Genomic DNA, 21,252 nt, shown 5'->3' on the forward strand with positions numbered 1-21,252 from the left:
AGCGGCGATTCTGCCAACGGTTAACCCAACAATTCCTCAATCTCTTTGCGCAGCTGCTCGGGCTTGGTCGTCGGCGCGTGGCGCGACACCACCTTGCCGTCGCGATCGACGAGGAATTTGGTGAAGTTCCACTTGATGCCGCTACCCAGCAGCCCGGTCTGCTCGTCCTTCAGATGTTTGAAGATCGGATCGGCGTTCGATCCGTTGACGTCGATCTTCGCCATCAGCGGGAAGGTCACATCATAGGTCAGCGAACAGAAATTCGCGATCTCCTCTGCATTGCCCGGTTCCTGCGCGCCGAACTGGTTGCACGGAAAGCCCAGCACCTCGAACCCGCGATCCTTGTAATCGCGGTACAGCTCTTCCAGCCCCTCATATTGCGGGGTGAAGCCGCATTTCGACGCGGTGTTGACGATCAGCAGCACCTTGCCCTTGTAATCGGCCAACGGCTGCTCGCCGCCGCCCGGCAGCTTCGCCGAAAGATCATAGAGGCCCATATTATTTCTCCCCCGCCCTGCGCGGTCTGTAAATGAAGTCGAAGCTCGTCGTCCATGTCAGCCCGTGGTCGGTCGATTGCTCGCCATGCTGGCGCACCGATCCGTCGGGCTGTTTCGAATAGGTCATACGAATAAGGCCGTCCTGACCCTTGGCAACGACATTCGCCCAATGGCCGGTCAGCACCATCCTGCCATCGACCGGACCGCCATCGAAATCGACCCGCGCGCCGGTCGCGTCGACCCACGCCTGCCGCCAGTAGCGGCGCTCGGCATCATAGTGGCTGAACGAGCCGCCGCCCCCGCCTTTCAGCGGTTTCCAAGTCTCGCGGATCGCGCAGCCGAGAAACATCGATTCGATGCTGCTCGTCGCGACCTGCGTGCTGCTGCCGTTCGGGAATACATCCCATTCGCCGACCCAGAAATCGAAGGCATGATAGTCCGTGCCCGCGCACGGAAGCTGGACCAGCGGCGCGGGTTGCGACGGAATAGCCGGCGGCGGTGGCGGAAGCTGGACCGGCGGAGGCGGCGGAGGAGGAGACTGAAATCCGGCGTGCGCCGGGGCGGCCATAAGAGCCAGTGCCGCAAATGATAGCGAACGGATCATTCGTCCCCTCCCGCAGAATCGCAACGCTACGCCTCGATATGCCCCTCATGCAAGCGCAACACCCGGTCCATCCGCGCCGCCAGCCGTTCGTTATGCGTCGCGACCAGCGCCGCCGAGCCATGGTCGCGCACCAGCTGCACGAACTGTTCGAACACGCGGTCGGCGGTGGCCTCGTCAAGATTGCCCGTCGGCTCGTCGGCGAGCACGAGCAGAGGCCGGTTCGCGAGCGCGCGCGCCACCGCGACGCGCTGCTGCTCGCCGCCCGACAGCTTGCTCGGCTTGTGATGCAGCCGCTCGGCGAGCCCCAGCCGCCCGAGCAGTTCGGTCGCGCGGGCCTCGGCATCGGCCTGGCTGGCGCCGCGGATCAGCTGCGGCAGCACGACATTTTCGATCGCGGTAAAGTCCGGCAGCAGATGGTGGAACTGATAGACGAAGCCGATCTTCTCGCGCCGCGTCCTCGTCCGCTCCCCCTGGTCGATGCGCGTCACATCCTCGCCGTCGATACGGATCGTGCCGCCGAAGCCGCCTTCGAGCAGGCCGACGGCCTGCAGCATCGTCGACTTGCCCGACCCCGACGGCCCGAGCAGCGCGACGATTTCGCCGCGTTTCAGGTTCGCATCGACGCCGCGCAGCACCTCGATGGTGACGTCGGCCTGGGTGAAGCTGCGCTTCAGGCCGGCGAGTTCAAGGACCACATCACTCATAGCGCAGCACCTGCACCGGATCGGTATTCGCGGCCTTGTACGCGGGATAGAGCGTGGCGAGGAAACTGAAAACGATCGTCATGACCGCGATCCCCGTGATCTCGAACGGATCGGGCTTCGACGGCAATTCGGTGAGGAAGCGGATCGAGGGATCCCACAGCGATTGCCCGGTAAGGATCTCGAAGCCGCGCAGGACATTCTGGCGGAAGAAAAGCAGCCCGAACCCGATCGCCATACCCGCGACCGTGCCTGCAACGCCGATCGAAAGCCCGATCGCGATGAAAATCCGCATCACCGAATCGCGCGGGGCGCCCATCGTGCGCAAGATCGCCATGTCGCGCGTCTTCGCTCGCACCAGCATGATCAGCGACGAAATGATGTTGAACGCGGCGACAAGGATGATCAGCGACAGGATCACGAACATCGCGACGCGCTCGATCGACAAAGCCTCGAACAGGCTCGCGTTCATCGATCGCCAGTCGGAAATGACCGCTTTCGCCGCGACCTTCTCCGCCAGCGGCTGCAGCGTTTCGCCGACCCGGTCGGGATCGGTCACCTTGACCTCGATCATCCCCACCTGATCGCCGATCAGCAGCAACAGTTGCGCATCCTCCATCGGCATCACGACATAGGCCTTGTCGAAATCATACACCCCGATCTCGAAGATCGCCGACACCCGATAGGCAATCTCGCGCGGCACGGTGCCAAAGGGCGTTGCCCGTCCCTGCGGATTGATGATCGTGACGGTCGATCCGACCGTCGCGCCCAGATTGCGCGCCAATTCGCTGCCGAGCGCAATATTGCCCGAATTGGGGGTCAGCGCGTTCAGGCTGCCTTGCAGCACCTTTCCGCCAAGCACGTCATTCTTGCGAATGTCCTGCACGGTCATCCCCCGCACCAGCACGCCCTCGACACGCCCGCTGAAGCTCGCCAGCAACGGTTGTTCGATCAGCGGCGTCGCCGACACCACGCCGGGGGTCGCCTTCGCCTGCTTCAGCACATCCTGCCAGTCGTCGAGCCGCCCGCCGAAGCCCTGCACGACGGCATGGCCGTTGAGCCCCACGATCTTGTCGAACAGGTCGGAGCGGACGCCGTTCATCACGCTCATCACGATCACCAGCGCCGCGACGCCGAGCGTCACCGCAATGAAGCTGAAGGCCGCGGCGACGAAGATGAAGCCCTCGCCGCGCTGCGGCAGAAGATAGCGTTTGAAGATGGCGCGTTCGTAAGGACGCAGGATCATCGGGCGGGCGGCCTTGGAAGCGCGATACGCGGTGCGGTCATGCCGTCGCTTTAGGGAGCGCGGGCGATGCTGGCAATGGTCACGAATTCACGCAGTACTTGCGAACGATTCGCACAATATGTTGCCCAACGGCCACAGGGCGGACGCAAAAGAAGGCGTCATCGCGCGCGGAGGGTGACAAAGCGCCGCCTTCGACCTACCCACATGGCTTCTGGTTCAACGCGGCCAAACGGCCCGGCTCCAGGGAGTGCAGATCCTTCGCCGGTCTGCGCACAAGGGGGATGGCGAGTGTTCGTCACAGGCGCCCGGGTCTCGGAAGAGGCCCGGGCGTTGTGATTCCGGCCCCACGACGCATCTCCGTTTAGCACTGGGGCCGGAACGAAGGCGTTTGGGGCAAAATGGCTGGGACGAATAAGAAAGGGCGCCCCGGCCAAAAACCGGGGCGCCCTGTCGCGCGCTGAAACGAAACCGGATCAGGCGGTCGCGTAGCTCGTCGTGAAATGCCGCTTGCGACGCATCGCAAAACCGACGGCGCCGAAACCGAGAAGCATCATCGCCCAGGTGGCGGGCTCGGGAACAGCCGAGGTGGTCGGGAAGTTCGCGGTCCAATAGCCGGCCGTCGGGAACCCTGCATAAGGCGATCCCATCTTCAGTGCGTTGAACTGATCGGCAACGCCCGTGAAGCTCGAGTTGGGATTCCCGACCGTGATCGACAGAAAGCTGTCCGAAAACAAACCGCCCTCATATCCGATCACCGCGAGACCCTGATTGACATTGTTAAAGATGAACGCCCCGGTCGCGGGATCCACATAGGATGCGAAATCCAGCCCGGTTGAGCTCGCCGCATAGGCATTGAACGTCAATCCGGGGTAAGCAAACTGAATATTGCTGATATCCGAATAGTTGATCTTTCCTGCAAGCACGGAGGACAGCGGCACTTGGAACGTCGCCGATGTCGGCTGCGACACATGCGACCCAAAGCCCGCATTGGTGGTCGTCCAGCTATAGGTCACGAGTTCGGCGGCCGCCGCTGGCGATAGCCCGATCGCGCATGCCGCAACGAGCGACAGCCAGAACCGTCCGAATAGCTTGAAAATCAACATCGCCTTACCCCCAAAATGCAGCAGATATCGTTACGGCCTCCCATGCACGGTTAATTTGGTCAACCAAATGTTAATTGGCCCCATGTGTGTTTTCGATATCGTCTTGATATGGCACAGGCACCGTCGAAGTCATGCTCCTGTCACGAATCATCCGGCTGGCATCACTCATGTTGACGACGTCGGTGGTGGCATAGACGCTCGCGAGCGAGGGGCGTTTTGCGGCGCCCCTACCCCTCGCACTCGCTGATATCCTCCAGCATATCCGCATCGAGCACGCGCACGCGGCCCTGCTCCAGCGAGATCACACCCGACTCTTCCCAGCTCTTGAGCTGGCGGTTGATATGCTCGCGGCTCATCCCGGCGAAATTGCCGAGTTCGGTCTGACTGAGTTCGACACGGTGCGACTTTTCGGCACTGTCCTTGCGGATCAGGCGCTTGAGGTAACGCGCGAGCCGCGGGCCCGAGGCATAGGCGCGGTCGCTTTCGATCGTCTGGTCGGCGGTGCGCAGCCGCCGCGCGAGCTGCTGCATCAGCGACCAGGTGAATTCGGGATGGCTCGCCGCGAAATCCTTGAGCGCGTTACGGCCGAGCTGGAGCGCACTCCCGGCGCTCGTTGCAGTCACCGACGCCGTGCGCTCGCCGCCGTCGAGCAGCGCAATCTCGCCCAGCACCGCGCCGGGTTCGGCATAGGCGAGCACGATCTCGCGCCCGCCCGCGGTCAACATCGACACGCGCGCCGTGCCTTCGGTCAGGATCAGCATCATGTCGCCCGGATCGCCCTGGACGAGCAACTCCTTGCCCTTCACGAAGCTGATCTGCACCGACCGGCTGGCGATTTCGGCCCAGTCCTCGACGCTCAGACCGGAAAAGATGCTGTCGGGGCCCTGAAGCTCGGCGAGTCTCGCGTGATCCATGCCCCTGTCGTCCCTTTCCTGTCGTCCGCCCCGCAGATCTCAGACGAGCCGGCTCTGTTTCACCGCCGCTTCGATGAATCCCCGGAACAGGGGATGCGGATCGAAGGGTTTGGATTTCAGTTCGGGGTGGAATTGCACCCCGATGAACCACGGATGGTCCGGCCGCTCGACGATCTCGGGTAACATGCCATCGGGAGACATGCCAGAAAAGACAAGTCCGCCCTTTTCAAGGCTGTCGCGATAGGCGCCGTTCACCTCGTAGCGGTGGCGGTGACGCTCGCTGATGTCGTTCGCGCCGTAAATCGCCGCGACATGGCTGTTCGGCGACAGCTTCGCCTCATAGGCGCCAAGCCGCATCGTACCGCCCATGTCGGTGTTCGCGCCGCGCTGCTGCAACCCCTCGGCACTCATCCATTCGGTGATCAGGCCAACGACCGGCTCGCTCGTCGGGCCGAATTCGGTGCTCGACGCCTTTTCGATGCCGCTCGTGTTCCGCGCGCCCTCGATACACGCCATCTGCATTCCGAGGCAGATGCCGAAGAAGGGCACATTGCGCTCGCGCGCGAAGCGGACGCTCTCGATCTTGCCCTCCGACCCGCGTTCGCCGAAGCCGCCGGGGACGAGAATGCCGTGCATCGGCTCGAGTTCGTTCGCGAGGTCGTCGCCGCGCTCGAACATTTCGGCGTCGAGCCAGCGGATATTGACCTTGACCCGGTTCGCCATGCCGCCGTGGACGAGCGCCTCGTTGAGCGACTTGTACGCATCGGGCAGCGAGACATATTTGCCGACGACGCCGATCGTGACCTCGCCCTCGGGGTGCTGCTTGCGGTCCATGATGTCGTACCACGCCGACAGGTCGGGATCGGGCGCGTCATGGATGCCGAAGGCGCGCAGGACTTCGCTGTCGAGCCCCTCGCCATGATATTGCACCGGGACCGAATAGATGCTGTCGGCGTCGAGCGCCGGGATCACCGCTTCCTTCCGCACGTTGCAGAATTGCGCGATCTTGGCGCGCTCGCCTTCGGGCAGCGGTTTTTCGCAGCGGCAAAGCAGAATGTCGGGCTGGACGCCAAGCGACGCGAGTTCGCGCACGCTGTGCTGCGTCGGCTTGGTCTTCAGCTCGCCCGCGGCGGCGATGTACGGCACCAGCGTGACGTGGACGGAGAGCGTGTTCTCGCGCCCCTCCTCGTTCCTCAGCTGGCGGATCGCTTCGATGAAGGGCAGCGATTCGATGTCGCCGACCGTGCCGCCGATCTCGCACAGCACGAAATCGAGGTCGTCGGTCTCGGCGCGCGCGAACGCCTTGATCGCGTCGGTGACGTGCGGAACGACCTGCACCGTCGCGCCGAGGTAATCGCCGCGACGTTCCTTGGTGATGATCTGCTGATAGATGCGGCCCGAGGTGACATTGTCGCTCTGCCGCGCCGCAACGCCGGTAAAGCGCTCGTAATGGCCGAGGTCGAGGTCGGTTTCGGCCCCGTCGTCGGTCACATAGACTTCGCCATGCTGATAGGGCGACATCGTGCCCGGGTCGACATTGAGATAGGGATCGAACTTCCGGATGCGAACACGGTAGCCACGCGCCTGCAACAAGGCAGCGAGGCTAGCCGCCATCAAACCTTTGCCAAGCGAGGAGACCACGCCGCCGGTGATAAAAATGAACCGCGCCATGGGAGGAAAGACTTACTCAACAGGAGGGTGACGGCGCAAGCCGTCGAATCGCTTGCGGCGGAAAAAATTCCGCCGCCGCGCGTGCGATGCCGGTGGCCGAAGCCGCCGGTCTATTTCTTGGCAGGGGCCTCGGCGGGTGCCGGAGCGCTCTGGCTGGCCGCTGCAGCGGCTGCTGCCAGCGGATCGTCCGAGGCCGGAGCAGTCTGGGCCGGCGCAGTCTGGGCCGGCGCAGTCTGCGCCGGAGCCTGTGCCGGGCCGGTGAGCGACGAGGTCGGCGCGCCGCTGCTCGGCTGCGCCGATTTCGACAGCGAGGTATCGATGGCCGAACCGCCAGCGCTACCTACCGACGCGAGCGCCGCGAGCAGGATCGACAGTCCGACGAACAGGCTGGCGAGAACCGTCGTCGCCCGGGTCAGGAAGTCCGCCGCGCCGCGCGCCGACAGCAGGCCCGCAGGGCTGCCGCCGACGCCAAGGCCACCACCTTCCGACTTCTGCATCAGGATGACGCCGATCATCGCCGCGGCAACGAGCGCCTGGACGACGAGCAGGAAGGTGAAGAGGCTGGACATCGAATTTTCCCGGACTTGCGCGGTCCCACACGGACCACGCCCGCGGCGCACATAGAGATGAAGTGCCAGGGGTTCAAGCCTGCATACCGTCGCCCCGCCCTCGCGGGGGCGACGATCATCAGAGCCCCGCGCCCACCGCGATGATCGGCACGAACTTGACCGCCGTCAGGCTGGCGCCGCCGACCAGCGCGCCGTCGACATCGCCCGCACCCAGCAATTCGGCGGCATTCTCGGCATTCACCGAACCGCCGTAGAGAATGCGCATCGTGCCCGCCGCACCGCTACCCGCGAGTTCGCCGAGCTTGGCGCGGATCGCGCCGTGCATCGCCGCCACATCATCAACCGTCGGCACCAGCCCGGTCCCGATCGCCCAGATCGGCTCGTAAGCGATGGCAAGCCGCGACGCATCGAAGTCCGTCGGCAGCGATCCCGCGACCTGCGCCAGCACATAGTCGATCGCGCCGCCCGATTCGCGCACCTCGCGCGGCTCACCGACGCACAGGATCACCGACAGACCGGCGGCGAGCGCCGCTTCGGCCTTGGCCTTCACATCGGCGTCGCTCTCACCAAAACCTTCGCGGCGCTCGCTATGCCCGACGATGGCGAGCGTTGCGCCGATGTCGGCCAGCATCGCCGCCGCAACCGATCCGGTGTAAGCGCCCGATACCGCGCTATGGCAATCCTGTCCGCCGACCGCCGCGCCCGGCGCCGCCGCAAGCATCGGCCCGATCAGCGTAAAAGGCGGACAAAGCGCCACATCGACGGCGGGATGCGCTTTCGCGGCGTCGAAAATCGCCTGCGCCTCGCCCAGCGCGGCCGTCAGCCCGTTCATCTTCCAGTTGCCGACCACATATTTGCGCCGCGCCATTGACCCGATCCTCCTGCCTGTCGTCGTGATGCCCGCCCCTAGCGCCCGGCGGCGTTCCAATGCAAGCGCGCGCCGCTTCGCGCTTTCCCGCCTTGAAGCCTGCCCGCCTCCCGCCTAAAGCAGCGCCCAAACCGCGCCCGAAGGCGCCACGCCGAAAGTATAGTCGTTTCATGATCACGTCTCTCCGCCGTCTGTTCGGATCCACCCTGGGCAAGATTATCGCGCTCGGCTTCATCGCCCTGATCGGCGTGCTGTTCGCGCTCGGCGACGTCACCGGCAACGCCTCGTTCGGCGGCCTCGGCGGCGCCAATGTCGCCAAGGTCGGCAAGAGCCAGCTCGGCGTCGGCGAGCTTCGCGAACGCGTTCGCCTCGCCTACAACCAGGCGCGGCAGCAGCAGCCGGGCCTCACGATGGCGGCCTTCGTCGAATCGGGCGGGCTCGACCAGGCGCTCAACCAGATGGTCGACGGCATCGCCTTCGAACAATTCGCGACCGAGCTCGGCTTCAGCGTCAGCAAGCGCCAGATCGATGGCCGTATCGCCGACATTCCCGCCTTTTCGGGGGTGTCGGGCAAGTTCGACCAGAAGACGTTCGAAAATTTCCTGCGCCAGCAGGGGATGACCGAGGCGCAGCTTCGCCGCGACATCAAGCAGCAGCTGCTGCTCGAACAGATCGGCGCGCCCATCGGTAACCTGCCGCGTATCGCGACGGGCATTGCCAGCCCCTATACCGCGCTGCTGCTCGAACAGCGCAGCGGCCAAGCAACCTTCATCCCCGCCAGCATCTTCGCACCGAAGAATGATCCGGGCGACGCCGCGCTGCAAAGCTTCCTTGCCCAAAACAAATCGAAGTTCACGGTCCCCGAACGGCGCGTGCTGCAATATGCGCTCTTCGACCGCAGCTCCGTTGCGGTTCCCGCGGTCAGCGACGCCGAAATCGAGAAGGCGTATAAGGCAAACGCCGCCCAATATGCCGCCAGCGAGACGCGCCGCTTTGCCCAAGTGATCGCCCCCGATCAGGCCACCGCCAACAGCATCGCGGCAAAGGCGCGCGCCGGCACGCCGCTCGCCGCCGCCGCGCAGGCATCGGGGCTTTCGGCGTCGACGACGGGCGAACTCACCCTTTCGGCCTACGCCGCGACGACCAGCGACGCGATGGCCAAAACGGCCTTCGCGGCCAAGCGCGGCGACATTCTCGGCCCGACCCAGACCGGCCTCGGCTGGGCGGTCGCACGGGTCGAGGCGGTGACCGCGAAGCCCGCGCGCAGCCTTGCCGACGCGACCCCCGAAATCCGCGCCGAACTCGCCAAGAACAAGGCAAACGAGGCGATGGTCGACTATTTCAACGCGATCCAGGACGCCGTGAACAGCGGCGCCTCGCTGGAAGAGATCGCGGCCGACCGCAAGCTGAAGGTCGAGGAAACCCCCGCCCTTCTCCCCAGCGGCCGTGCCCCGAAGGTGGCGGGCTTCGCGCTCGCTCCCGAACTCGCGCCGATGGTCAGCGGCGCCTTCCAGGGTAGCGGCGAAGGCGAAAGCCAGATCGCAACGCTGGTCGAGAACGAGAAATTTGCCGTCTATTCGGTGAAATCCATCCTTGCGGCCGCACCGCCGCCTTTTGCCGAAATCCGCCCCGCCCTGCTCGAGGAATGGCGCTTCGCCGAGGGGCAGAAGGTCGCCCGCGACAAGGCGCGCGCCATCGTCAAGGCGGTCGAAGGCGGCAAGAGCCTCGCCGAGGCCGCGCGCGCCGCCGGCCCCAACATCGGCAGCGTCCAGACGATCGGCGGCCGCCGCTCCGAACTCGGCCGCGACGGCAAGGGCGTCCCTCCCGAACTCGCGCTGCTCTTCTCGATGGCGAAGAACAGCGTCAAGACGCTCGAAGTCCCCGGCAACCGCGGCTGGATGGTCATCGCGCTCGACAAGGTCGATCGCCCCGATCCCAAGTCGATCGAACCCGCGCGCGTCGCCGCGCTCGCGCAACCGCTCGCCTCGGCATTCGGTAACGAGCTGGTCGAACAACTCGCCGCCGAGGCGAAGCGCCGTGTCGGGGTGACGATCAACAAGGACCTGGTCGATCAGCTCCGCAAAGAGCTGACCGGCGCCGCGCCGGCCGGCGAATAAGCGCAGGCGTGGCGATCGAGGGCAGAGCCGCGGCGCTCGAGGCGCTGGCGCAGGGCCGCGGCGCGGTCGTGTGGCAGCGGCTGATCGCCGACGTCGAGACCCCGGTGTCGGCCGCGCTGAAGCTCATCGAGCCCGGACGCGGCGACTGGGTGCTCGAATCGGTCGAGAGCGGCGAGACGCGCGGTCGTTACAGCCTGATCGGGCTCGACCCTGACCTGCTCTTTGAGGTCACCGGCGACTCGGCGCGCATCAATCGCAACTGGCGCCGCGACCGCACCGCGTTCCAGCCGCTCGATACGGGCGCGCTGCAGGCGTTGCGCGACCTCGTTGCCGAATGCCGCTTCGACGTACCGGACGCGCTGCCCAAGGCGCTCGCCACGCTCGTCGGCTTCTTCGCCTACGAAACGATCGGCCTCGTCGAGCGTATTCCGCGCGCGCCGGGCGCGGGCCTCGGCCTGCCCGACATGGTGTTCATGCGCCCGACGGTGATCCTCGTCTTCGACCGCCTCGCCGACGAGCTCTTCCTGATCGCGCCGATCTGGCCCGATCCCGACGGCGCCATCGACCGGATGATCGAAGCGGCGCAGGACCGGCTCGACGATGTCGCCGCGCGCCTGTCGAGCGCGAGCGCGCACGCCGACCGCGCCACGACCGATGCCCTGCCCACCGACATTGCCGCGAACCCCGCGACGACGCCCGCGCAGTTCGCGAAGATGGTCGCGGCGGCGAAGGAATATATCGCCGCGGGCGATATCTTTCAGGTCGTCCTCTCGCAGCGTTTCTCGACCCCGTTCGACCTGCCGCCCTTCGACCTCTATCGCGCGCTTAGGCGCATAAACCCATCCCCCTTCCTCTATTTCCTCGATCTGCCCGGCTTTGCGATCATCGGCTCGTCCCCCGAAATCCTCGTTCGCGTTCGCGATGGCGAGATCACGATCAGGCCCATCGCAGGCACCCGCCCGCGCGGCCGCACGAGTGCCGAGGATGCCGAAAATCGCGAAAGCCTGCTTGCCGATCCCAAGGAACGCGCGGAGCATCTGATGCTGCTCGACCTAGGCCGCAACGACGTCGGCCGCGCGGCGACCGGCGGAACCGTGACAGTGACCGACAGCTACACCGTCGAATTCTACAGCCACGTCATGCACATCGTCTCGAACGTCATCGGCCGCATCGCGCCCGACAAGGACGCGATCGACGCGCTGTTCGCGGGCTTCCCCGCCGGCACCGTCAGCGGTGCGCCCAAGGTCCGCGCGTGCCAGATCATCGCCGAACTCGAAGCCGATGCGCGCGGGCCCTACGCCGGCGGCGTCGGCTATTTCGCGCCCGACGGCAATATGGACAGCTGCATCGTCCTCAGGACCGCGATCGTGAAGGACCGCGAAATGCACGTCCAGGCAGGCGCGGGCATCGTCGCCGACAGCGACCCCGCCTATGAGCAGCGCGAGTGCGAGGCCAAGGCCGGCGCGCTCTTCGCCGCCGCGCGCGAAGCGGTGCGGCTCGCCGGAACGCCGGGCTACGGGCAATAGCTTGACCGCGCCGGGACGCGCGCTAGCGTCCTGCCATGTACAAGATACTCGCCCCGCTCGCCCTGCTGCTCGCCGGCACCGCCCCCGCCCATGCCCAGACAGCCGATGGCGCCGTCGAGGGCGACGCGATCCTCAAGGATTTCGCCTTCCACACCGGGGAGAAACTGCCCGAAATCAAGATGCATTACACCACGCTCGGAAAGCCCCGGCGTGACAAGCAGGGCCGCATCGCCAACGCGGTGATGATCCTCCACGGCACCGGCGGCACCGGCAAGCAATTCTTTCAGCCGCAGTTCGCGAACGAACTCTTCGGCCCCGGCCAGCTTCTCGACACCAGCAAATATTATGTGATCCTGCCCGACAATCTCGGCCACGGCGGCTCATCGAAACCCAGCGATGGGCTGCGCATGCAATTCCCCAAGTACGACTATGACGACATGGTGGCGGCGCAGTACCGGATGCTCACCGAAAAGCTCGGCGTGCAGAAGCTCAAACTGATCCTCGGCACCTCGATGGGTTGTATGCACGCCTTCGTCTGGGGCGAAACCTACCCCGGATTTGCCGAACGCCTCGCGCCCCTTGCGTGCCAGCCGGTCGAGATAGCGGGCGAGAACCGCATGTGGCGCACCCTCTCGATCGACGCGATCAAGGCCGATCCGCTGTGGGAGGATGGCAATTACACCGACCCGCCACTCTCGGGCCTGCGCACCGCCGCTTCGCTCTCGATGATCGCGGGTGCAAACCCCTATGCGCTGCAGGCCCAATATCCGACCCGCGTCGCGGCGGAAAAATATAAGGACGAGGCCTTCGCGCGCACCTTTGGCCGCAACGATGCGAACGACACGATTTACCAGCTTGATTCGTCGCGCAATTACAACCCGTGGCCGAACCTCGAAAAGATCACCGTGCCGGTGCTCTGGATCAACTCGGCCGACGATTTCATCAACCCGCCGGGCTTCTCCTACCCCGCAGAGGGCGTGAAGCGCATGCCCCGCGCGCGCTACATCCTCATCCCTGCGAGCGCCGAGACCAAGGGCCACAGCACGCACACCTGGGCGAAATTCTGGAAAGACGATCTTGCGAAGCTGATGGCGGAGTGACACGGATGCAGGGCTTTGTTCTTAATCGCTACGGCGGCGCTGAAGCGACCGGGTTGCAGGAAGTCCCGTGTCCCGTTCCCGGTTCCGGCGACGTCCTCGTCCGCGTCCACGCCGCGGGCCTCAACCCTGTCGATTTCAAGACCCGCGACGGCATGCTGAAGGTCGTGCAGGGCTATGATTTCCCGGTCGTCATGGGCAATGAACTCGCCGGCACGGTCGAAGGCATCGGCGAAGGTGTCACCGACTTCAAGCCCGGCGACCGTGTCTTCGCGCGCGTTCCGAAGAGCCGGATGGGTGCCTTTGCCGACTATGCCGCCGTTCCCGCGAGCCACATTGCGCTCCTGCCGGCGTCGATCGATTTCGATACCGCCGCGGGCATTCCGCTCGCGGGCCTCACCGCGCTTCAAGCGCTACGCGACGAATTGCAGCTCAAACCCGGCAGTCGCATCCTCATCCCCGGCGGCGCGGGCGGCGTCGGCACTCTCGCGATCCAGATCGCCAAATGGCTCGGCGCCGAGGTGACGACCACCGCCTCGCCACGCGGCCGCGCGCTCGTCGAACGCCTCGGCGCCGACCATATCATCGACTACACCACGCAGAATTTCGACGATGAAGTGCGCGACATGGACGGCGCCTTTGACCTGATCGGCGGCGACACACTCGAAAAATGCTTCGGCGTGGTAAAGCCGGGCGGCATGGTCGTTTCGGTCGCGGGAATGCCGGAACCGCTGACCGCACGAAAGGATCTCGGCCGCGGCGTCGGCCTCGCTGCGCTCTTCTGGTTCGCCAGCTTCGGCCTCCGCGCCAAGGCTCGCAAAAAGAGCGTGAGGTACCGCTATCTCTTCATGCATCCAAGCGGCGCCGAACTCGCCGAACTCGCGCAGCTCGTCGTCGACGGAAGGCTGGAGCCGGTCATCGACCGCACATTCGCCTTTGCCGAGATCGGCGATGCGATCGCCTATCTCGAATCCGGGCGTGCGAAGGGCAAGGTCGTCGTGCGCATGGTGGCCTAAAAGCCAGCATTGCGGCGCGAAAAGCTTCTATCCCTTCCCCAATTCCCGCAAAGCCGTTAGGGCGCCCCCATGATCCTCGTCATCGACAATTATGACAGCTTCACCTTCAACCTCGTTCATTATCTGATCGAGCTGGGGGCCGAGGTGCGCGTCGAGCGCAACGACGCGCTGACCGCCGCCGAAGCACTCGCGACGGGCGCATCGGCTTTCCTCATCTCGCCCGGTCCCTGCACCCCGAACGAGGCAGGCGTCAGCCTCGACCTCGTTGCCGCCTGCGCCGAGGCCAAGCGCCCACTGCTCGGCGTTTGTCTCGGGCATCAGGCGATCGGCCAGCATTTCGGCGGGATCGTGCAGCGCGGCCACCTGATGCACGGCAAGACCTCGCCCGTCTGCCACGACGGCACCGGCCTGTTCATCGACCTGCCATCGCCGCTCACCGCGACGCGCTATCACAGCCTCGAGGTCGTCGATATTCCTGCCGAATTGCTGATCAACGCGACCAGCGATGATGGCGCGGTGATGGGCTTCCGCCACGCAGAGCTTCCGATCCACGGGGTGCAATTCCATCCCGAAAGCATCGCGACCGAGCATGGCCACGCGATGCTCGCCAATTTCCTGCATCTCGCGGGACTGCCGGTGGCGGCGCGGCAGGCGGCATGAGCCGCTTCGGCCCGCTTCCCGATCCCGCCGAACTGCTGGATCATGACGAGGCGGCGGACGCTTTCGCCGCCATTCTCGACAGCACCGCCAGCGACGAGGCGATCACCGAATTCCTGATCGCGCTGGCCGAGCGCGGCGAAACGATGGTCGAAATCGCCGCCGCGGCGCAGGCGATGCGCGACCGGATGATCCCGATCGATGCGCCGGCCGGGGCGATCGACGTCTGCGGCACCGGCGGTGACGGTCACCACACGCTGAATGTCTCGACCGCGGTCGCGATCGTCGTGGCGGCGTGCGAAGTTCCCGTGGCAAAGCACGGAAATCGTGCGGCTTCTTCCAAATCCGGCGCCGCCGACACGCTCGAAGCCCTCGGCCTCGACATGGAACGCGCCGCGCAGATGGCGGAGGCGCAGCTTGCCGACCTCGGCATCTGTTTTCTGTTCGCCGCGCACCACCATCCGGCGATGAAGCACATCATGCCGATCCGCAAGGCGATCGGCCGCCGTACCATCTTCAACCTGATGGGCCCGCTCGCCAACCCGGCGCGCGTCACCCGCCAGCTCGTCGGCATCGCGCGCCCCGCCTATGTCCCCGTCTATGCAGAGGCGCTGCACCGGCTGGGGACGGATCATTCGCGGGTGATTTCCGGCGACGAAGGGCTCGACGAACTCTCGCTCGCCGGCGGCAACGAGGTCGCGATCGTCACGCGCGAGAATGTCCGTATGCAGCGCAGCGTTGCGGCCGACGCGGGGCTTCCCGGCCATCCCATTTCGGCGATCCGCGGCGGCGATGCGCGAGAAAATGCCCGCGCGCTGCGCAGCCTACTGCAAGGCGAACGGAACGCCTATCGCGACGCCGTGCTTTATAATGCCGCCGAGGCGCTCATCGTCGCCGGAGCGGTCGAAAACCGGATCGACGGGGTCGAGGAAGCCGCAGAAGCCATCGACAAGGGGCTTGCCAACGCGCTCCTCAATAGCTGGATCGCCTACAGATGAACAAGCTCACCCAGATTCTCGCCACCAAGGCGGATGAGGTCGCGACCCGGCGGCAGGCCTATTCGATGGCTGACCTCGACCGTGTCGACGCGGGCGCTCCGCGCGGCTTTCAAGCCGCCCTGCAGGCAAGGATCGATGCGGGCGGCTACGCCCTGATCGCCGAAATCAAGAAAGCATCGCCTTCCAAGGGATTGATTCGTAACAATTTCAATCCCGCCGATCATGCCCGCGCCTATGCCGCCGGCGGCGCGGCCTGCCTCTCGGTGCTCACCGACGCCCCTTATTTTCAGGGGCATGAAGAGTTCCTCATCGCCGCGCGCACCGCGTGCGATCTGCCCGTCCTGCGCAAGGATTTCATGATCGACCCCTGGCAGGTCGCCGAGGCGCGCTCGATCGGCGCCGATGCGATCCTGATCATCGTCGCGGCACTCGACGACGGCGCTATGCGCGACATCGAGGCGGCAGCGGTCGAGCGCGGCATGGACGTGCTCGTCGAAGTCCACGACGAAGCCGAACTCGACCGGGCGCTGGCCAAGCTCCAGTCGCGCCTGATCGGCGTCAACAACCGTGACCTGCGCACCTTCGAAACCGATCTCGCCGTCACCGAGCGCCTTGCGAAGCGCGTTCCGGCGGGCACGTTGCTCGTCGGCGAAAGCGGCATCGCGACCCATGCAGACTGCCAACGCCTCGCGGAAAGCGGCGTAAAAACCTTTCTCGTCGGCGAAAGCCTGATGCGCCAGGACGACGTCACCGCGGCAACGAAAGCGCTGCTCGAAGGCTGACGGCCGCTTTGGGGTGTGAAGCGGACGCCACGTTATTCGTCGTCCCGGGCTTGACCCGGGATCCACGGCGGCGGCGAAGTCATGGACCCCGGATCAAGTCCGGGGTGACGAAGAGGGAACCATCCTCCCTGTCGCGAAGCGATGGGGAGGGGGACCGTCGCCGCAGGCGATGGTGGAGGGGCCACGACGTCGCGCCATAAGCCCCTCCGTCAGCCCTTCGGGCTGCCACCTCCCCATCGCTGCGCGACAGGGAGGAGCGAATGGCCGCAACCGGTCGTTTCCTGCCATTCCCCTTGCCTTTCCAGCCCTGCCTTGCTTCGGTCCCGACGATGAAACCCAAACCGACTCATCTCGACGACACCGGCGCCGCGCATATGGTCGATGTCGGGACCAAGCCCGCCACCGGGCGCCGCGCCGTCGCGGGCGGCCGGATCACGATGTCAGCCGATGCGCTCGACGCGATCCGCAGCGGCAACGCGCCCAAGGGCGACGTCCTCTCGACCGCGCGTATCGCCGGGATCATGGCCGCCAAGCGCACGGCCGATCTCATTCCGCTCTGCCACCCGCTCGCGCTCACCAAAGTGTCGGTCGAGTTCGCGTGGGAAAGCAACGGCATCGCCGTGCGCGCAACCGCCGCGACGACCGGCCCGACCGGCGTCGAAATGGAGGCGCTCACGGCTGCATCGGTCGCGCTCCTGACGCTTTACGACATGGCGAAGGCGCTCGACCGCGCGATGATCCTCGGCGATATCCGCCTGCTCGAAAAGAGCGGCGGTCGCTCGGGCGACTGGCGCGCCGAATGAGCGGCCTGCTCCCGGTCGAGGAGGCGCAGGCCCGGCTGCTGGCCCTGCGAGGGCCGCTCTGTAGCGAGAATGTCATCTATTCCCAGTCGCTTGGACGATATCTCTCGCAGGATATCCTCGCCCAGCGGGACCAGCCTTCGGGCGACCTGTCGGCGATGGATGGCTACGCGATCCGTGCCGCCGACCTGTTTGGCCCGTGGGCAGTGACCGGCGAAATCGCGGCGGGCAGCGTGCCGTCCCAGCGTGTCGGCCCCGGCGAGGCGATGCGCATCTTCACCGGCGCGATGCTTCCCGAGGGCGCCGACACGATCGTGATCCAGGAGAATGCCATTGCCGAGGGCACGCATTTGCGCCTCGCCACCGCTGACGAGATCCGGCCGGGCCAGCACGTCCGGTCGCGCGCGAGCGACTTTCCGGCGGGCGCGCGCCTTCTCGCCGCCGGAACCCGCGTCACGCCCGGCGTCATTGCCGCCGCGATCATGAGCGGCGCCGCGCAGTTGACGGTAGGCACCCGTCCGCGCGTCGCGATCATCACCACCGGCGACGAGCTCGTCCAGCCGGGCCACGTGCTCGCGCCCGGCCAGATCCCGGACAGCAACGGCACGATGCTCGCGGCGATGCTCGGGACCGAGCCCGCCGACGTCTCGCTGCCTTTGCACATTCGCGATGACCGGCTGATGATATCGCGTGTTCTCAGGGACCTGGCGCGACGTCACGACGTCATCGTGACCGTCGGCGGCGCCTCGGTCGGCGATCATGATCATGTCCGCGGCGCGCTTGAGGACGCTGGCGGCTCTCTCGATTTCTGGAAGATCGCGATGCGCCCGGGCAAGCCCCTGATTGCCGGCCGTATCGGCGACGCCATATTGCTCGGCCTGCCCGGCAATCCCTCGTCCGCCTTTGTCACCGCGACGCTGTTCCTCCTCCCGCTCGTTCGCCACCTCGCCGGGGCGCACGCGCCGTTACCCGAGGTTCGGCAAGCCCCACTCGCCGCCGCGCTCGGCCCCGGTGGGAAGCGGCGCGACTATCTCCGCGCACGGCTGGAGGGCGGCTTGCTCTCGGTCTTCGACGGACAGGATAGCGGCCGCACCGTGCCGCTCGCCGAAGCGAACGCGCTGGTGATCCGCGACATCGCTGCGCCGGCGCGCTTGGTGGGTGAACAAGCGGACTATATCGCTATCGCTTGACAAGTTCCGGTTTGTTCCACTATCGTTCTCCCTATGTCCGGAACTGACCTCATGGAGAACAAGCGATGTTGACCGCGAAGCAGCACGAACTGCTCCACTTCATCCAGCAGCGCCTTGACGCGAGCGGCATTTCGCCGTCGTTCGAGGAAATGAAGGAAGCGCTGGGCCTGAAGTCGAAATCGGGTATCCATCGCCTGATAAGCGCCTTGGAAGAAAGGGGTTTTCTCCGCCGCCTGCCCAACCGCGCCCGCGCGCTCGAGGTGCTGAAGGTGCCCGAGGCGGCCAAGACGCCCGTGCGCAACGATAATGTGGTTCCGCTCCGCAAGCCCGCCCCCTCGCTCAAACCGATTGCCGCGAACGATATCGTCGAAGTGCCGCTGCACGGAAAGATCGCGGCCGGCGTCCCGATCGAGGCGTTCGAGGATCACAACCAGCTAGCGGTTCCCGCCGCGCTGCTCGGCGCCGGCGAACATTACGCGCTCGAGGTTTCGGGCGATTCGATGGTCGAGGCGGGGATTTTCGACGGCGACTATGCGCTGATTCAGAAGGTCAGCACCGCTCGCGAGGGCGATATCGTCGTCGCGCTCGTCGACGGACAGGATGCGACGCTCAAATTCTTCCGCCGCGAAGGCAAGATGATCCGGCTCGATCCTGCAAACAGTTCGTACGAACCCCAGCGCTACGAAGCTGGGCGCGTCATTGTGCAAGGGCGGCTTTCGGGACTGCTTCGTCGTTACCACTGACCTGCGGCGCATTGCGCCACGGATGGCCGTCGCCCGCCGTCAGCGCGGCGACGGCTTTCGGCTTTTCGCCAAGGTAGATGGCAAGCCCGCCGCTTTCCGCCAGACTGTCGCGGTCGATCGTCAGCCAGCGCCCGACGCATTCGCGCGGTAGCCAACGGTCGCTGATCACCACATCGGCGGCGGCACAGGCGGGCGCCATCACGCTTCCCTCGATCCGGTCGTGGCCGCGGGAGGCGAGGACGATGCGGCCCTCCTGTACCCAGCGGCAGAAATCGACATTGCACTCGACATGGTCGAGCATGGCCAGCGCGCCCAGCGGCGCGTCGCTGCCGGCCGCTTCGTTCATCGTGTCGCGGACGAAGTCGCCCGCGCGATCGCGCAGCAGCGCATAACCGCCGCCGGGCACGGCAGCGGCGATGTTTCGACCATCGGCAGTGATCAGCAAATCGGGGCGCGGCTGCAGGACGAGCACCGCCATGCCCGCGACGAGCGGAGCGAGTCCCCACCAGCGCCATGATCGCTGCCAGACGAGAATCCACAAGCCGCCAGCGACCGCCAGCGCAAACGCCCATGCCGGAAACCGCGGTAGCGTAGCGACTGCACCCGGCGCGTCGGCGACCTGATGCGCGAGCGCAATCAGGACTCGCAGGGCCTGCTCGGCAACCCACCAGAAGGGTGCTCCGAGCCCCAGGCTGTCGAACAGCAACGCGAGCGCCTCGAACGGCATGACAACGAATGTCGTCAGCGGAATCGCGACGACATTTGCCAGCGCGCCGTAAAGTCCGGCCTTGTGAAAATGGAACAACGCGATCGGCGCCAGCGCGACCTCGACCACCAGACCGGTGACCAGCAGGCCGGCGATCCCGCGCGCCCAGCGTCGCACCAGTCCTTCGTCGCGCCACGCCATGAAGCGCTGCATGGCGGGGCTTTCGTGCAGCACGACGATCGCCGTCACCGCCGCGAAGCTCAGCTGAAAGCTCGGCCCGACGAGCGACTCGGGCCGCCAGACGAGGACGATCAAGGCGCCCGCCGCGACCAACCGCAAGGTCAGCGCCTCGCGCCCCATCAGCAAGGCGACGAGCACCAGCAGCGCCGCGATCAGCGATCGCAATGTCGGCACCTCGGCGCCCGCTAGCCACGTATAGCCCGCCCCCGCCAGCGCCCCGGCGGCCGCCGCGACCGGCAGCACATATCCGCCCAGTGCCAGGCGCGGGCTCAGGGCGAACAGCCGCCGCGCAAACAGCATGGCAAACCCGATCACCGCGGTGACGTGCAACCCGCTGATCGACAGCAGGTGCGCCAGCCCGCTTCGTCGCATCGCCTCCTCGTCTTCGGCGGAGATCGCCCCCCGGTCGCCGGTGACCAGCGCCGCCGCGATCCCGCCCGGCGAACCCTCGATCTGGCGGTGGATATGCTCGCTCAGCCGGGCGCGCAGCGGTTGCCCGCCCTGCCCCGCGCCCGGCGCGCGCGAAACATCGCCCAATACAGTTCCCACCGCGCCGATCCGGTCGAACCACGCCCGCTGCGCAAAATCATAGCTTCCGGGCAGGCTTGCCGCGGGCGGCGGCATCAACCGCGCGCGCAGCCCGATCCGCTCGCCCGGCATGATCGTGCCGCGCGCTTCGCCCCGCAGCGTGACGCGAACCCGCGGTGGCAGGTCGTCGCGTCCGCGCGGGCGCAGGATCAGTCGCGTCTCGCCCCGCGCCGGCAGCGGTTCTACGGCCTCGACCTCGGCCGAAAAAGCCGTCGTCGCGGGCTGCGCCAACACCGGCGCACCGACCGATGTCGCGCGCGCCCATATCAGCAGCACCCCGATCGCGATGATGCCGCAGCCCACCATAACCATGCGGCCGATCCGGCTCGACCATCCGATGAGCAACCCGGCCAGCCCGCCGCTCGCGAGCATGAACAGCAAGCCGGTCCAGTGCGCCGCCGCAGGCAAGGCGAACCATGCCGCGATGCCCGTGCCGAGCGCCACGGGCAGCCACAACCCCGTCCGTTCCCGCTCGCTGTCGAGTCGCGCTTCGATGTCGGCCAAAAGCCGGCGCAACGGCACCGCAAAGCGCAGGCCAATGGGCGTTTGAAGCCGCCTTGTCGCCATGCTAGGGGCTGCCCCGACCTCCGACCCTCAAGGGCGGCAGAATGAAAGAAAG

At 66.1% G+C, this 21,252-nt stretch carries 20 protein-coding genes; 10 read left to right on the top strand and 10 right to left on the bottom strand.

Going from position 1 to position 21,252, the window contains the following annotated elements:
- Positions 1 to 20 precede the first annotated feature (20 nt).
- The 9 genes from QOL79_RS09935 to tpiA form a co-directional block, all read right to left on the bottom strand.
- Positions 21 to 497 (bottom strand): glutathione peroxidase, encoded by a 477-nt coding sequence (locus QOL79_RS09935; protein WP_058456405.1) that lies wholly within the window; start codon positions 495 to 497, stop codon positions 21 to 23.
- Position 498: 1 nt separating this feature from the next.
- Positions 499 to 1,101, bottom strand: a complete 603-nt coding sequence (locus tag QOL79_RS09940; RefSeq protein ID WP_283419500.1) for a hypothetical protein — start codon at positions 1,099 to 1,101, stop codon at positions 499 to 501.
- A 26-nt stretch (positions 1,102 to 1,127) separates the two neighbouring features.
- Positions 1,128 to 1,805 (bottom strand): ABC transporter ATP-binding protein, encoded by a 678-nt coding sequence (locus tag QOL79_RS09945; protein WP_283419501.1) that lies wholly within the window; start codon positions 1,803 to 1,805, stop codon positions 1,128 to 1,130.
- On the bottom strand, positions 1,798 to 3,048 hold the full coding sequence (locus tag QOL79_RS09950; protein ID WP_282947886.1) for a lipoprotein-releasing ABC transporter permease subunit: 1,251 nt from the start codon (positions 3,046 to 3,048) through the stop codon (positions 1,798 to 1,800). Before QOL79_RS09950 ends, QOL79_RS09945 begins: the two co-directional genes overlap by 8 nt.
- A 473-nt stretch (positions 3,049 to 3,521) precedes the next feature.
- Positions 3,522 to 4,151, bottom strand: coding sequence for a PEPxxWA-CTERM sorting domain-containing protein (locus tag QOL79_RS09955; protein ID WP_283419502.1), 630 nt, complete (start codon positions 4,149 to 4,151; stop codon positions 3,522 to 3,524).
- Between the two features lie 227 nt (positions 4,152 to 4,378).
- Positions 4,379 to 5,065: a Crp/Fnr family transcriptional regulator gene (locus QOL79_RS09960; protein WP_058456400.1), complete on the bottom strand. Its 687-nt coding sequence runs from the start codon at positions 5,063 to 5,065 to the stop codon at positions 4,379 to 4,381.
- Between the two features lie 39 nt (positions 5,066 to 5,104).
- Positions 5,105 to 6,736 carry a CTP synthase gene (gene pyrG / locus QOL79_RS09965; RefSeq protein WP_058456399.1) on the bottom strand — a complete coding sequence of 544 codons (1,632 nt, stop codon included), beginning with the start codon at positions 6,734 to 6,736 and terminating at the stop codon, positions 5,105 to 5,107.
- A 110-nt stretch (positions 6,737 to 6,846) separates the two neighbouring features.
- Positions 6,847 to 7,305 (bottom strand): preprotein translocase subunit SecG, encoded by a 459-nt coding sequence (secG, locus tag QOL79_RS09970; protein ID WP_283419503.1) that lies wholly within the window; start codon positions 7,303 to 7,305, stop codon positions 6,847 to 6,849.
- A 118-nt stretch (positions 7,306 to 7,423) separates the two neighbouring features.
- A complete protein-coding gene (gene tpiA, locus QOL79_RS09975) occupies positions 7,424 to 8,173 on the bottom strand; it encodes a triose-phosphate isomerase (RefSeq protein WP_283419504.1) in 750 nt (249 codons plus the stop codon).
- A 170-nt stretch (positions 8,174 to 8,343) separates the two neighbouring features.
- On the opposite strand from tpiA, the gene QOL79_RS09980 reads away from it, so the two are divergent.
- The 10 genes from QOL79_RS09980 to lexA all read left to right on the top strand — a co-directional run bounded on the left by QOL79_RS09980 (position 8,344) and on the right by lexA (position 19,099).
- Complete coding sequence (locus QOL79_RS09980) at positions 8,344 to 10,290, top strand: peptidylprolyl isomerase (RefSeq protein WP_282947877.1); 1,947 nt, start codon at positions 8,344 to 8,346, stop codon at positions 10,288 to 10,290.
- A gap of 8 nt (positions 10,291 to 10,298) precedes the next feature.
- Complete coding sequence (gene trpE, locus QOL79_RS09985) at positions 10,299 to 11,816, top strand: anthranilate synthase component I (RefSeq protein WP_283419505.1); 1,518 nt, start codon at positions 10,299 to 10,301, stop codon at positions 11,814 to 11,816.
- Between the two features lie 35 nt (positions 11,817 to 11,851).
- Complete coding sequence (locus QOL79_RS09990) at positions 11,852 to 12,916, top strand: alpha/beta fold hydrolase (protein ID WP_283419506.1); 1,065 nt, start codon at positions 11,852 to 11,854, stop codon at positions 12,914 to 12,916.
- A gap of 5 nt (positions 12,917 to 12,921) precedes the next feature.
- The gene (locus QOL79_RS09995; RefSeq protein ID WP_283419507.1) at positions 12,922 to 13,929 is read left to right on the top strand and encodes an NADP-dependent oxidoreductase; all 1,008 of its coding nucleotides are present in this window, start codon (positions 12,922 to 12,924) and stop codon (positions 13,927 to 13,929) included.
- A gap of 69 nt (positions 13,930 to 13,998) precedes the next feature.
- Positions 13,999 to 14,589: an anthranilate synthase component II gene (locus QOL79_RS10000; RefSeq protein ID WP_204992970.1), complete on the top strand. Its 591-nt coding sequence runs from the start codon at positions 13,999 to 14,001 to the stop codon at positions 14,587 to 14,589.
- Entirely contained in the window at positions 14,586 to 15,584 is a 999-nt protein-coding gene (gene trpD / locus QOL79_RS10005; RefSeq protein ID WP_283419508.1) for an anthranilate phosphoribosyltransferase, read from the top strand. The genes QOL79_RS10000 and trpD overlap by 4 nt, the downstream gene beginning before the upstream one ends.
- Positions 15,581 to 16,366 (top strand): indole-3-glycerol phosphate synthase TrpC, encoded by a 786-nt coding sequence (gene trpC, locus QOL79_RS10010; RefSeq protein ID WP_283419509.1) that lies wholly within the window; start codon positions 15,581 to 15,583, stop codon positions 16,364 to 16,366. Before trpD ends, trpC begins: the two co-directional genes overlap by 4 nt.
- Positions 16,367 to 16,695: 329 nt before the next feature.
- Complete coding sequence (moaC, locus tag QOL79_RS10015; protein ID WP_283419510.1) at positions 16,696 to 17,169, top strand: cyclic pyranopterin monophosphate synthase MoaC; 474 nt, start codon at positions 16,696 to 16,698, stop codon at positions 17,167 to 17,169.
- The gene (locus tag QOL79_RS10020) at positions 17,166 to 18,356 is read left to right on the top strand and encodes a molybdopterin molybdotransferase MoeA (RefSeq protein WP_283419511.1); all 1,191 of its coding nucleotides are present in this window, start codon (positions 17,166 to 17,168) and stop codon (positions 18,354 to 18,356) included. The genes moaC and QOL79_RS10020 overlap by 4 nt, the downstream gene beginning before the upstream one ends.
- A 65-nt stretch (positions 18,357 to 18,421) precedes the next feature.
- On the top strand, positions 18,422 to 19,099 hold the full coding sequence (gene lexA / locus QOL79_RS10025) for a transcriptional repressor LexA (RefSeq protein WP_058456071.1): 678 nt from the start codon (positions 18,422 to 18,424) through the stop codon (positions 19,097 to 19,099).
- Here the strand turns inward: lexA and QOL79_RS10030 are convergent.
- Positions 19,053 to 21,155, bottom strand: coding sequence for a ComEC/Rec2 family competence protein (locus tag QOL79_RS10030; protein WP_283419512.1), 2,103 nt, complete (start codon positions 21,153 to 21,155; stop codon positions 19,053 to 19,055). The genes lexA and QOL79_RS10030 overlap by 47 nt on opposite strands.
- Positions 21,156 to 21,252: the final 97 nt, after the last annotated feature.

This window comes from Sphingopyxis sp. Geo48 (genome assembly GCF_949769155.1).
Classification (GTDB): domain Bacteria; phylum Pseudomonadota; class Alphaproteobacteria; order Sphingomonadales; family Sphingomonadaceae; genus Sphingopyxis.